The following is a 12,478-nucleotide window of genomic DNA, read 5'->3' on the forward strand; positions in this document are numbered from 1 at the left end:
GATGAACCTTCTGCTGACGGCGAGTGGCCTGCGCAACGAGACCCTGCGGGACGCGCTGCGGGACATGCTGGGAAAGCCGTTCGGGTCGGCGAACGTCGTGTACGTCCCCACGGCGTCGGTCGCCGAGCCCGGGGACCACGGGTGGTTCGTCGAGGACATGAACCGGCTGTACGGCCTCGGCTGGCGGGAGTTCGACGTCCTGGAGCTGAACGGCCTGCCCCGGCGCCTCGTGCTCGACCGGCTGCTGCACGCCGACGTCGTCTACGTCGAGGGCGGCAACCACTACCACCTCGCGCGCAGCATCACCGGCAACGGCCTGGCCGACGGCTTCCTGGACGCGCTGGAGAACCGGGTCTACGTGGGCGTCAGCGCCGGCTCGATGATCTTCAGCCGCAACCTCACCGCACACTCCGCCGACGTCATCGGCGACACCGCGGACCTCCACGTCCTCGGCGCGACGACCGTGGAGCCGCCGTTCGGCCTCTTCGACTGGTACCTCAAGCCCCACCTGTACTCGCCGAACTTCCCCGAACGGGACGACACCTGGGCCGATCGCATCACCGCGCGGGCGGACTTCCCGATCTACTTCATCGACGACGACACGGCCGTCCGCGTCCGGGACGGCAAGGTGGACGTCATCTCCGAAGGCCGCTGGCGGCACCACCCGTGACGCAACGCGCGGAGGCGAGCCCCTGACGGCTTTCGCGGCTCCGTGCCGTCAGCCGGCCGCCCGCGCCGAGGAGACCGCCGTGCGGGCCGCGCTCTCGACCGCCGCGATGCCGCCCGTCATCGACGCGTTGCCGTCGGAGAGGACCGCGACGAGGTAGTGGTGCGTTCCCGACGTAACTCGTCCGACGCTGTTGATGTCCCACAGGCCGGTGGTGCTGCGCTGCAGCCAGCCGTTCTTGAGCGCCCATCCGGCGCCGCCGTCGGAGGCCGCCGAGACACCCCACGACTGTCCGGCGGCGATGCGGGTCATCAGCGTACGGAGATAGCTCTGGGACGTCTTCGTCAGTGCGGACCCGCTCGCGGACGAGGTCCCGCCGTCGGCGAACACCGCGCCCAGCAGGCGGACCTGGTCGGTGGCCGTGGTGCGCGTGAGTCCCCACAGGCCGCCGGCCCCGCCCACGGTCGAGGACAGGCCGAGCCGCCTGTTCACCGCCTCCAGGCCGGGCGCCCGGCCGATCTCCCGCCAGAGCGCGTTCGCCGCGTCGTTGTCGCTGTGCTCGATCATCGCCTCGGCCAGGGTGCGCTCCTGCTGGGTGAGGCCACGACCGGCGTCCTGCGCCTGGACGAGCAACGCGGAGAGTATGTCGACCTTGACGATGCTGGCCGTGTCGTAGGGGACGTCCTTCCCGCGCACCTGTGCACTCCGGGCGGGGTGGTCCAGATCCAGCACGGCGGTCGTCACGCGCGCGTGCGTGCTACCGGCTGCCGAGGCCGGACCGACCAAGCCGACCGCGAGCAGGGCGGCCACGGAGCCGGTGAGCAGCGCCGCGCGGACGCCGGGCGCGCCGACGCTGCGTGTGGTCGAGCGGGGATTCTGGCGGTACGGCATGGATGGGACCTCGGCAGTTCGGGGGCGGGGAACAGACCTGCGAACGTAGGCGAGGCGACGGTTCCATGAGGTGACCGGTGCCACGAAATGGACCCAAGAGCACGTTTTGTGAAGATAGACACAGCTTCAGGCGCCGCCGCCGTGTGCCGGCGGGAGGGAATCAAACGTGGCTGCCGGGCGCTGTGGCCTGCGTGAAGAAGATTGGTTTTCTCTCCTTTGGTCACTGGTCTCCGAGTCCGCACTCCCAGACCCGGTCGGCCGCGGACTTCCTGCACCAGTCCATCGACCTGGCGGTCGCCGCCGAGGAGCTGGGCGTGGACGGCGCGTACTTCCGCGTGCACCACTTCGCACAGCAGGCGGGCAGCCCGTTCCCGCTGCTCTCGGCCATCGGCGCGCGGACCTCGAAGATCGAGATCGGCACCGGCGTGATCGACATGCGCTACGAGAACCCGCTCTACATGGCCGAGAACGCGGGCGCCGCCGACCTCATCTCCGGCGGCCGGCTGCAGCTCGGCATCAGCCGCGGCTCACCGGAGCAGGTGATCGACGGCTGGCGCTACTTCGGCTACGCGCCCGCGGAGGGCGAGACCGGCGCTGACATGGCCCGTCAGCACGCCGAGGCCTTCCTCAAGGTGATCGAGGGCGAGGGCTTCGCGCGGCCGAACCCGCGGCCGATGTTCGCCAACCCGCCGGGGCTGCTGCGCGTCGAGCCGTACTCCGAGGGGCTGCGCGACCGGATCTGGTGGGGCTCCAGCTCGAACGCGACCGCCGTCTGGGCCGCGCAGCTGGGGATGAACCTGCAGAGTTCGACCCTGAAGGACGACGAGACCGGCGAACCGCTGCACGTCCAGCAACGCAAGCAGATCGAGGCGTACCGCGAGGCGTACAAGGAGGCGGGCCACGCGCACGAGCCGCGGGTGTCCGTCAGCCGCAGCATCTTCGCCCTGACCGACGACATGGACCGGGCCTACTTCGGCAACGACCGCAACTCGCGCGACCAGGTCGGCATGATCGACGACACGACCAGGGCGATCTTCGGACGCTCGTACGCCGCCGAGCCGGACGTCCTGGTGAAGCAGCTCCAGGAGGACGAGGCCATCCAGGCCGCGGACACCCTCCTGCTGACCGTCCCGAACCAGCTCGGGGTCGACTACAACGCCCACGTGCTGGAGAGCATCCTGACCCAGGTGGCACCGGAGCTCGGCTGGCGCTGAGCGCGGGTCGCGCAGTTCAGGTCCCGTTGGCTGAGTCGAAAGCTCGCCATGATCTCCTGGCGTTCCGCACAGGCTGTCTCGCGGGAGGACTGACGCATGGAGTTGCGCAGCGTCGAGGAGCTGATGGATCTGCTGTACGCGTGTCGGGGCGCCTGGGACACCCCCGACCGCAGCGGTGATCCGGTCGATCTGCACGACCACGCGCTGCAGACGGCCGCGTTGCTGCGCCGAAGTCGCCCCGCCGACAAGGAACTTCAGGTGGCCGGCCTGGTCCACGACATCGGGCATCTGCTGCGATCCGGCGACGACGCCGGACACGCGGACCACGCGGCGGACGCCGTCCGCGCCCTGCTCGGCGAACGGGTCGCCCACCTGGTCCGCCTGCACGTACCCGCGAAGCGCTACCTGGCGACCTCCTCCCCCGGCCGCGCCCTGTCCGCGCAGAGCGCACTGACCCTCCGCGCACAGGGCGGCCCCATGTCCCCCGCCGAGGCCGCCACCTTCGAGCGCGACCCGCTCGCCGACGACGCGATCACCCTGCGCCAGGCCGACGACGCGGGCAAGGTCGTCGGCCTCGACGCCGGGGTCCTGGAGGACTGGCGCACGGTCCTGGACATCGTGGCCGCACGGAACTCACGGATCCCCAACTCCCGCCTGGGGGCTGTCGACTGACGGTCCGTCATGAGACGGTACGGCGATGACGTCGTCGTACGGGCTGCGAGGCCGGGCCGTCCTGGTCACCGGAGGCACCCGCGGGATCGGGCGCGCGGTCGCCGAGGCGTTCGCCGGGGCCGGTGCGCTGGTGTGCGTGAGCGCGCGGAACGCCGACGAAGTGCGGCGCACCGCCGAGGAGTTGGGCGGTGTCGGTCTGGCCGGGGACGTCGCCGACCCGGAACACCTGCGCGAACTGGCCGAGTTGGCGTTGCGCGCGTTCGGGCGGATCGACGTGGTCGTCAACAACGCGGCGACGAACCAGCCGTACGGCCCGCTCATGGACGCCGATCCGGACGCGTGGCGGACGGCGTTCACGGTGAACGTCGAGGCGCCACTGCGGTTGGTGCAGTGCGTGTGGCGGGCGTGGATGCGGGAGCACGGCGGCGCGGTGGTCAACGTGTGCACGGAGGGCGCCGGGCATGTCGGGCCGAACGTGGGCGCGTACGGCACCAGCAAAGCAGCGTTGATGCATCTGACCGCACAGCTCGCCGGCGAGCTGGCGCCGAAGGTGCGGGTCAACTCCGTCTCCCCCGGGCTCGTCCGCACCGAGATGGCCCGGTTCGTGTGGGAGCCCGGTGAAGCGGAGGTCGCCGCCGGGCTGCCGCTCGGCCGGATCGGGGAACCGGCCGACATCGCACGGGCCGTGCTGTGGCTGGCCTCCGACCAGGCCGAGTGGATCACCGGGGCGGATCTGCTGGTGGACGGCGGAACCCGGGTCAGGGCGGCGCACACCTCCGGTGGATACGCCGTCCACGACCGGCTGAGGTCGGCCGCGCCGCCTCAGCCCTCGTGACGAGAGAGGCCGGTCACCACTTGCCGGGCGCGTAGTCCTTGAGGAAGACCCCGTACAGGTCCTCGCCCTGCTCGCCGAGCACGATCGGGTCGTAGACGCGGGCGGCGCCGTCGACCAGGTCCAGCGGGGCGTGGAAGCCCTCCTCGGCGAGGCGGAGCTTGTCGTAGTGGGGGCGTTCGTCGGTGATCCAGCCGGTGTCGACGGAGGTCATGAGGATGCCGTCGGACTGGAACATCTCCTGGCCGCTGGTGCGGGTCACCATGTTCATGGCTGCCTTGGCGGCGTTGGTGTTGGGGTGCCCGGCGCCCTTGTAGCCGCGGCCGAAGACGCCCTCCATCGCGGAGACGTTGACGATGTACGCGCGTCCGCTCTTGGCGGCCTTGGCGGCTGCGGCCATGGCCGGGCGGAGCTTGCTGATGAGGATGAACGGGGCTGTGTAGTTGCAGAGTTGGGTCTCCAGCAGCTCCACCGGGGAGATCTGCTCGATGGTCTGCACCCAGGTGTTGGTGTCGACGACGTCGGGGACCAGGCCGCCGGCGTCGATCGCGGTGCCGTCGAGGTGTCTGGCGACGCTGGCGTTGCCCGCGACCAGGGCGAGGTCGGCGACCTGCTGGGCGTCCAGGCTGCTGATGCCGACGGGCAGCGCGGCCAGGCCGTCGACCGCGCCGGAGCCGAAGGCGCCGATGACGTGGTGGGCGGGGAGTTCACCGGCGGGCAGCGGGGCGCTCTCGCCGTCGACGAGGGCGGCGTAGGCGGACGGCAGGCGCCGTACGGTCTGGGTCGCGTTGTTGATGAGGATGTCGAGGGGGCCCGCCTCGGCGACCTGGTCGGCCAGGGCGACGACCTGCGCCGGGTCGCGCAGGTCGGTGCCGACGACCTCCAGGCGGTGCAGCCAGTCCCCCGAGTCGTCCATGGCCTTGAAGCGGCGGATCGCGTCCTTCGGGAAGCGCGTGGTGATCGTCGTGTGGGCGCCGTCCCGCAGCAGCCGCAGCGCGATGTACATGCCGATCTTGGCGCGGCCGCCGGTGAGCAGGGCGCGCTTGCCGGTGAGGTCGGCGTGGTCGTCGCGCTTCTCGCGGTTCAGGCGGGCGCAGTCGGGACAGAGCTGGTGGTAGAAGTAGTCGACTTCCACGTACCGGGTCTTGCAGGTGTAGCAGGAGCGCGGCCGCTGGAGTATCCCGGCGATCCGGCCCTCCTCCGTCACCGACGACGGGAGCAGGCCCTCGGTCTCGTCGTCGATGCGCTGGGCGGAGCCGGTCGCCGTGGACTCGGTGACGGCCTTGTCGTGCGCGGTCTTCGCGGCCCGGCGCTCCTGGCGGCGGCGCTGCTTGACGCTGCGGTAGATGCCCGCGGTGGCGCGGCGGACGGTGATCGCGTCGGGGTGGTCGACGTCGATCCTCTCGAGTTCGTCGAGCACGCTGAGGCAGACGGCCAGCCGCTCGGGGTCGATGCCGGGCCCGTACACGACCTCGTCCGGGGTCATGGAGCCGTCCTCTGTCACCGTCATCGCGCTGCCGTTTCCTTGGGTCGTCCGCGGGGCGCTCGATCGCGCACACCGTCGAACCGGGAATTTTACGGAGCGCCGGGCCGCAGCACCAAACCCGCTCCAGGTCACGACCCGCAGGCGGTGATGAGCGTCTCCACCTCCTCGGTCAGCGCGCGGGCGAACACATCGAGATCGGGTACGGCCTCGGCGTCGGCGACAAGGCCGTAGTGGACCTGTCCGCGGTACGTCGAGACGGCGACCGCGAGGGACTGGCCGCGGGCCAGCGGGGCGAACGGGAAGACCGCGGTGACCGGGTTGCCGCCGAGCTTCAGGCCGATGCCGGGCAGCGGGACGCTGGTGACGAGGATGTCGAACCAGAGCCGGGCGGCCTGCGCGGCGAAGGGTCCGCCGAGGCGGTGACCGAGCGCGGGAACGTGGTCGGCGAGCAGGGCGACGGCGCCGGCGCCCCGGTTGGGTCCCGCGTCCTTGTTGCGGTCCATGGCGGCGCGCACGGAGTCGAGCCGGGCGAGGGGGTCCGGGTCGTCGACGGGCAGCCGTATCAGATAGCCGGAGAGCCGGTTGCCCTGTGGCTGAGCGGAGCGCGGGCGGCGTTTGGAGACCGGGATCAGGGCGCGGGGCGCGACGCCCTCGCTGCCGTCACCGCGTTCGTCGAGCCAGCTGCGCAGGGCGCCGGCGACGACCGCGATGAGCACGTCGTTGACGGTGCCGCCGACGGTCTTGCGGATGCGGTGCACGTCGTCGAGGTCGATGACGACTCCGGCGGTACGGCGGGTGCCCGAGGGTTCGGAGGTCAGCGCCGAGGACGAGCGGACGTCCAGGGTGGAGCGGGCGACGGACGCCCCGATGTCGAGGGCCCGGCCGACGTCGGACAGGGCGCCGCGGACCAGTTCGGGCAGCTTGCGCACGTCGGGGACGATGCCGCGCGCGGGTTCCGCGGGGCGTGGGCGGCGCTCGGGCATGTCCATCGGGTCGAGGATGGCGGCGGCGAGGGTCAGCGCCCGCAGTCCGTCGGCCAGGGCGTGGTGGAACTTGAACAGCACCGCGAACGAGACACCGTCCTCGCCGGGCAGCACATGGGCTTCCCACGGGGGCCGGCCGCGCTCCAGCGGGCGTTCCATGAGCCGCCCCGCGTCCTCCTGGAAGTCGGCGGTCGGGGCATGCAGCCGCACGTGGTGCAGCGGGTCGAAGTCGGGATCGGCCTCGCGGGTGGCGCTCCCGAAGGACAGCGACAGCGGCTGCCACACGTCCCGGATGCGCATCCGCAGCCCGGGGACGGCGGCGGCACGGGCGGCGAGGAGGTCGGCGGCGTGGGCTCCCGCGGTCGGCGAGTGTGCCGAGAAGACGCCGAGTGCGCCCAGGTGCATCGGGTTCCGGTCGGACTCGATGTTCCAGAACGCAAGGTCGAGAGGAGCGAGCAGGTCAGAAGTCAATTGCTTGCCTCGCGTCGACTAGGGGTGAGCCAGCAGTCAAGCGCTGACAAGCGATTACGGTCAAGTACGATCAAGCTACGCACAGTTAACAGCAGATTACATCCGACCCCGATCCCGCCCCTCTGGGAGGGGCGGGACTCTAGAGGCACACGGGATCACTTCAGCGCAGGTGGCGCCGCCTGGGGTGACGTTCCCCACTCCGACGGGTGCGGGCCGACCGTGAAGTCGAGCGACCGTACGGAGCGGAGATCGCCGGTCGTCAGGTACGTCCGGTCGTACGACGCCCCGTCCGTCCGGGCGTCCTGGATGTAGCGGTCGGTCGCCGAGGTACCGGGCGCCTTGATGGTCAGGGCGCCGTGCGGGTAGTAACGGCGGTCCAGGGTCAGGTCGACCCGGTCGAACACGGGCGTGGACACGCCCCAGGTGTCGTAGCCGGGCTGGACCGGGAAGATCCCGATCGACGACAGCACGTTCCACGCGGACATCGTGCCGAGGTCGTCGTTGCCGGTCATGCCGGTCGGACCGTCCGTGAACAGGGTCAGCGCGGCGTGCACGACGTCGGTCGTCTTCCACGGCCGACCGGTGGACAGGTAGGTGTACGGGGCGATCAGGTCGGGCTCGTTCTGCGGGTTGTACTTGTCCGCGTTGTAGTAGTCGTACGGCCCGTTGACCCACACCTCGCGGGCGGTCTTCGCCGGGTCGGCCAGCAGCTGGTCGTAGGCGAAGAAGGAGTCGAGCCGGTCGTTGGCCGACTGCCGACCGCCGATGAGGTCGACCATGCCGGGCAGGTCCTGCGGCACCAGCCACTGGTACTGCCACGACGTGCCCTCGTGGAAGCCCTCGCTCTGCGCCGGATCGGCCGGTCCGACGAAGGCGCCGGAGGCGTCACGGGCGCGGAAGAAGCCGGTCGAGGGGTCGAAGATGTTCCGGTAGTTCTGGGCACGGGCGGCATAGCGCGCAGCGTCGGCACCGTGACCGAGGTCGCGGGCCATCTGCGCGAGCATCGCGTCCGAGAGGGCGTACTCCAGGGTGGCCGAGGCGCCGTGGTCGTAGTCGGAGTCGCCCGGCTTCGCGTGCGGGCGGTCCTTGATGTACGGCGCGAACCCGTTCGCGAGGTACTCCTTGTTGGCCTCCCTGCCCACCGCCGCCGAGTCTGCGGGCGGCACCCCGTCGGCGTTCTGCTTCAACGCCCGGTAGGCGCGCTCCTCATAGCCCTTGAGCAAGCCCTGCTGGTAGGCGTTGGTGAGGAACGGGGTGACCGGGTCGCCGGTCATGATGTTCGTCTCGACCGTGCCGTAACCCCACTTGGGCAGCCAGCCGCTCTCCTCGTCGATCTTGATCACCGAGATCGCCATGTCGCGGGCCTCCCGGGGTGCGAGCAGGGCGAGGAGTTGGGACTGGGTGCGGTAGGTGTCCCAGAGGGACCAGTTCTGGTAGTACGTGAAGTCCCCTGCCCGGTGGACCTGTTGGTCCCAGCCGGTGTAGCGGCCGTCGGCGTCGCTGCCGATGTTGGGCGCGAGGAAGGACCGGTACAGGGACGAGTAGAAGGTCCGGCGCAGACTGTCGGAACCGCCCTGTGCGCGCACGTCGTCGAGCCGGTCCTCCCAGGCCCGTTGGGCGCGGTGGCGCACCGCGTCGAAGGAACTCCCGCCCTCCGCACGGAGGTTGACGTCAGCACCGTGTGCGTCGACGTACGACAGGGCGGTGGTCGCCTCGACCGTACGGTCCTTCGACGTGTCGAAGCGGACGTACGCGCCGCCGCTCCCGGTCCTGGAACCGGCGATCACCGTTGGACCGTTCCACGTGCCGTACGTGGTGAAGGGCCGGTCGAAGCGGGTGACCGTGTGGACGGTGTACGGCTTGGTGTCCTGGCAGAAGCCCCGGCTGGTGATGGAGGTGCGTACGGTCCGGTTGTCGAGGACCTCCACCTTCGAGGTGACACCGCTGTGGAGCGACTGGGCCGCGTTCAGCAGGACGTTGGCCTTGTCGGTGGCCGGGAAGGTGTAGCGCTGGACGCCGGTGCGGGCGGTCGCCGTCAGTTCGGCCTCGATGCCTGTTTTCAGGCCGACCTGGTAGTAGCCGGGGCTCGCGTGCTCGTCGTCGTGGCTGAACTCGGCCGCGTACTGGGCGTAGTCCGTCTGCGTCACGTCACCGGTCGTCGGCAGTACGGGCAGGTCTCCGCCCAGGCCGCAGCCGACGCCGGAGAGGTGCACGAGGGAGAAGCCGCGGATGTGGTTCTGGGAGTAGTCGTAGCCGGTGTTGTGGCCGGTGTCCGGCGAGAACTGCACCATGCCGAAGGGCACGGCGGCGCCGGGATAGGTGTTCCCGTCGTTCTCGGTACCGATGAACGGGTTGACCAGATCGGTGAGTTGACCATGGGCAGAGGCTTCGGCCGTGCCGGGGACGGCGAACAGCGCGGACGCTGCCACCGCCCCCGCCACGCACAGGCGCAGGCGCCGGGTCCATCTCATGCGGGTGGGCCTCCAGTTGGCGAAAGGGGTCAGCTGGTGGGGCAGTTCGCGGGCGTCGCCTGCGAGGCATCACGGATCAGGGCCTGCTGAGCGGCCTTCACCCGCTGCGCGTCGGGCTTGAGCACCCGCCGGTCGTAGGTCATCAGGCCGTTCAACTCGCCCTCGACGTCCGATATTTGGGTGTAGACCGCGCCGTTGCTGCCCTGGCAGGTCAGGGCGTGCACCTCGGCGAGCTTGGCGAGGTAGTCGTCGGTGTAGGCCGCCGGATCGACGTCCACGTACGACTGCTGCACCGACCACGCGTGCCCCGGCACCGCGAGCCCGAGACCGCCGTACTCCCCACTGACCAGGGCGCGTTGACCGTCCGGACGGGGTGGCAGGGCGGGGCTGGGATAGCCGTGTTCGTCGATGATGTCGCCGGTGCCGCCGTCCACGCCGAGGTTGATGCCGGACATGCTGTTCACGAGCCGGGTCGGGTCCCATGCCTTCGCCTGATCGGCGATCCGGGCCTCGTCGTACTGGCCCCAACCCTCGTTGAACGTCACCCACATGACGACCGACGGGCTGCTGATGTGCTCGTCGATCATCTGTTTCATCTCGCGCTCGTACTCGGCACGTGCGGCGGCGGACGGGTTCACCCCGGCGGTCATCGCGGGCATGTCCTGCCACACCATGAGGCCGAGCTTGTCGGCCCAGTAGAACCAGCGGTCGGGCTCGACCTTGATGTGCTTGCGCACCGCGTTGAAGCCCAACTCCTTGTGCACCTTGAGGTCATGAGCGAGCGCCTCGTCGGTCGGGGCGGTGTAGAGACCGTCCGGCCAGAAGCCCTGGTCGAGCGTGGCCATCATGAAGACGGGCTTGCCGTTGAGGACCGTGCGCGGAACGCCGTTGACCTTCTCGACGGCGATCGAGCGCATCCCGAAGTAGCTGCCGACGCGGTCGTGGCCGACGGTGACATTCAGGTCGTAGAGGAACGGGTCGTCGGGTGACCAGAGGCGCGGGTTGCGGAGGGCCAGGGTCAGCGGGCTGCCCGTCCGGCCATGCACCGTGGCTACCGCGCGCTTTCCGTCGTACGCCGTCGCCGTGATCGGTACGCCGGCCCGAACTCCCTGTGCCTCGACGGTGAGTTGGCTCTTGCTCACGTCGGGGGTGAGTTTGAGGGAGTCGACGTGGTCGGGTGCGACCGGTTCCATCCAGACCGTCTGCCAGATGCCCGAGGTCGGGGTGTACCAGATGCCGCTCGGGTCGAGGCGCTGCTTGCCGATGGGCGGGTTCTCGCCGTTCGCCGCGTCGGTGGGGTCGTAGACGCCGACGATCAGCTCCTGGGTACGGCCGGGCTTCAGCGCGTCGGTGACGTCGGCGCTGAACTTGTCGTAGCCGCCCTGGTGTTCGGTGACCTTCGTGCCGTTGACGTAGACCTCGGCGCGCCAGTCGACGGCGCCGAAGTTGAGCATCAGCCGCTTGCCCGAGCCGATCCTCCAGTCGGCGGGGACGGTGAAGGTGCGGCGGTACCACATGCGGTCCTCGTGCCGTTCCAGGCCTGAGAGCTGGGACTCGACGGGGTACGGGACGAGGATGCGCTCGGCGAGGTTCTTGCCGACCGGGGGCTGTTCGCCCGCCGTGGCCGCGGCGAACTGCCAACTCCCGTTGAGGTTCCGCCAGTCGGTGCGGGTGAGCTGCGGGCGCGGGTACTCGGGGAGGGCGTTGTGCGGGCCCACCTGGTCGGCCCACTGGGTGCGCAGTTCGTAGGTGGAACGGTTCGGGCCGGTGCTCCAGAAGCCGTTGATAACGTTGCCATCGGCCGTGGCGAGACCGGCTTCACCGTCGTAGCGGATGTCCGCGGTGCCGGATGCGGTGCCGGTCTTGTTGCCCACGACGGGTTGTGTGAGCGGGATGAGGAGCGTCCGCGGGTCGGACGGGTCCAACTTGGCTGCTCCCAGCGGCCACTTGGCGCCGCCGATCACCGCTTCGAGGTGGTCGGTCAGGCCTGCCGGGGGTGCGGCGAGGGGCTGGGCGAAGTCGAGCTTCAGGGTGCGGCCGGTGCTGGTGACCGTGGCGGCGAGGGCGCCGTCGTAGTCGTAGCCGTCGGGGAGGCGGAAGGCCGACTGCGGGATGGCCACCTTCGTGCCGCCGGGCTCGGTCCAGCGCACGTGGAGGTTGGAGCCGCCGTAGTGCTCGAAGTACTCGACCTTGATGTCGTAGGCCGTGCCGGCGGTCAACTCGACGGGGGTGGAGGTCTGTTCGGTGTCCCAGTCGTCGACCCAGTGGTCGATGACGAGCTGGCCGCCGATCCAGAGGCGGAACCCGTTGTCGCCGATGATCGAGAAAGTGTGGGGGCCGGTCTTCGTCGGGACGAGTTTGCCGGTCCAGCGGATGCTCACGTCGTCCGACTGGCCGGTGGCAAAGGCGAGTCGGGGTTCGAGGTTGTCGAAGTCGAGGTTCGGGTCGACGCCGGTTGCCTTGAGGTCGGCGAAGTCGAAGGCGCCGGGGGCGGACTGGGTGTAGTACTCGCCCTTCAGGCCGTGGATCTCGACGGGGTCGTCTGCGGCGGTGGCGCTCGCGGTGGGGACGGCGGCCAGCCCGGCGATGCCGAGGGCCAGCGCGAGGAGTAGCGCGAGTCGGTCTCTGAGTCGTCTGATGCGCACGGAACCTCCATAACAACGTTGTCATAGGCGGCAGTTGGCATGACAACACGGATTCCGGATTCCGTCCAGGGACATGACAAGCGCGGCCATGGAAAGCACCCCGACGCGGCGAAGCCCCGGTGCGGCTGAAAAGCACCGGGGCCGTG

Annotated in this window: 9 protein-coding genes; 4 read left to right on the forward strand and 5 right to left on the reverse strand. The window is 70.2% G+C overall.

The features are described from left to right. The first annotated feature begins 1 nt into the window (after window position 1). Window positions 2–670: a peptidase E gene (locus OG504_RS08450; RefSeq protein ID WP_405989189.1), complete on the forward strand. Its 669-nt coding sequence runs from the start codon at window positions 2–4 to the stop codon at window positions 668–670. Window positions 671–718: 48 nt separating this feature from the next. Here the strand turns inward: OG504_RS08450 and OG504_RS08455 are convergent, their stop codons facing one another. After that, the gene (locus tag OG504_RS08455) at window positions 719–1,558 is read right to left on the reverse strand and encodes a serine hydrolase (RefSeq protein WP_405989190.1); all 840 of its coding nucleotides are present in this window, start codon (window positions 1,556–1,558) and stop codon (window positions 719–721) included. Window positions 1,559–1,749: 191 nt separating this feature from the next. Between OG504_RS08455 and OG504_RS08460 the strand changes: the two genes are divergently transcribed. The 3 genes from OG504_RS08460 to OG504_RS08470 all read left to right on the forward strand — a co-directional run bounded on the left by OG504_RS08460 (window position 1,750) and on the right by OG504_RS08470 (window position 4,279). Next, window positions 1,750–2,772: an LLM class flavin-dependent oxidoreductase gene (locus tag OG504_RS08460; protein WP_405989191.1), complete on the forward strand. Its 1,023-nt coding sequence runs from the start codon at window positions 1,750–1,752 to the stop codon at window positions 2,770–2,772. Window positions 2,773–2,868: 96 nt separating this feature from the next. Further along, window positions 2,869–3,444: an HD domain-containing protein gene (locus OG504_RS08465; protein WP_405989192.1), complete on the forward strand. Its 576-nt coding sequence runs from the start codon at window positions 2,869–2,871 to the stop codon at window positions 3,442–3,444. Between the two features lie 25 nt (window positions 3,445–3,469). Continuing rightward, window positions 3,470–4,279 carry an SDR family oxidoreductase gene (locus tag OG504_RS08470; RefSeq protein WP_405989193.1) on the forward strand — a complete coding sequence of 270 codons (810 nt, stop codon included), beginning with the start codon at window positions 3,470–3,472 and terminating at the stop codon, window positions 4,277–4,279. Window positions 4,280–4,292: 13 nt separating this feature from the next. On the opposite strand, the gene OG504_RS08475 is transcribed toward OG504_RS08470, so the two are convergent. The 4 genes from OG504_RS08475 to OG504_RS08490 form a co-directional block, all read right to left on the reverse strand. Continuing rightward, window positions 4,293–5,786, reverse strand: a complete 1,494-nt coding sequence (locus tag OG504_RS08475) for an SDR family NAD(P)-dependent oxidoreductase (RefSeq protein ID WP_405989194.1) — start codon at window positions 5,784–5,786, stop codon at window positions 4,293–4,295. 104 nt (window positions 5,787–5,890) lie between these two features. After that, window positions 5,891–7,216 carry a wax ester/triacylglycerol synthase family O-acyltransferase gene (locus tag OG504_RS08480; protein WP_405989195.1) on the reverse strand — a complete coding sequence of 442 codons (1,326 nt, stop codon included), beginning with the start codon at window positions 7,214–7,216 and terminating at the stop codon, window positions 5,891–5,893. Window positions 7,217–7,371: 155 nt separating this feature from the next. Continuing rightward, entirely contained in the window at window positions 7,372–9,687 is a 2,316-nt protein-coding gene (locus OG504_RS08485; protein WP_405989196.1) for a GH92 family glycosyl hydrolase, read from the reverse strand. Between the two features lie 29 nt (window positions 9,688–9,716). Continuing rightward, on the reverse strand, window positions 9,717–12,332 hold the full coding sequence (locus tag OG504_RS08490; RefSeq protein ID WP_405989197.1) for a PA14 domain-containing protein: 2,616 nt from the start codon (window positions 12,330–12,332) through the stop codon (window positions 9,717–9,719). Between the last annotated feature and the right edge of the window lie 146 nt (window positions 12,333–12,478).

It is taken from the genome of Streptomyces sp. NBC_00986, from assembly GCF_045162565.1.
GTDB lineage: Bacteria > Actinomycetota > Actinomycetes > Streptomycetales > Streptomycetaceae > Streptomyces.

Excerpts from the sequence above, each read along its gene's own strand:
- OG504_RS08475 (WP_405989194.1), bottom strand. The coding sequence starts at position 5,786 with ATGACGGTGACAGAGGACGGCTCCATGACCCCGGACGAGGTCGTGTAC.
- OG504_RS08465 (WP_405989192.1), top strand. The coding sequence starts at position 2,869 with ATGGAGTTGCGCAGCGTCGAGGAGCTGATGGATCTGCTGTACGCGTGT.
- OG504_RS08470 (WP_405989193.1), top strand. The coding sequence starts at position 3,470 with ATGACGTCGTCGTACGGGCTGCGAGGCCGGGCCGTCCTGGTCACCGGA.
- OG504_RS08450 (WP_405989189.1), top strand. The coding sequence starts at position 2 with ATGAACCTTCTGCTGACGGCGAGTGGCCTGCGCAACGAGACCCTGCGG.
- OG504_RS08485 (WP_405989196.1), bottom strand. The coding sequence starts at position 9,687 with ATGAGATGGACCCGGCGCCTGCGCCTGTGCGTGGCGGGGGCGGTGGCA.
- OG504_RS08455 (WP_405989190.1), bottom strand. The coding sequence starts at position 1,558 with ATGCCGTACCGCCAGAATCCCCGCTCGACCACACGCAGCGTCGGCGCG.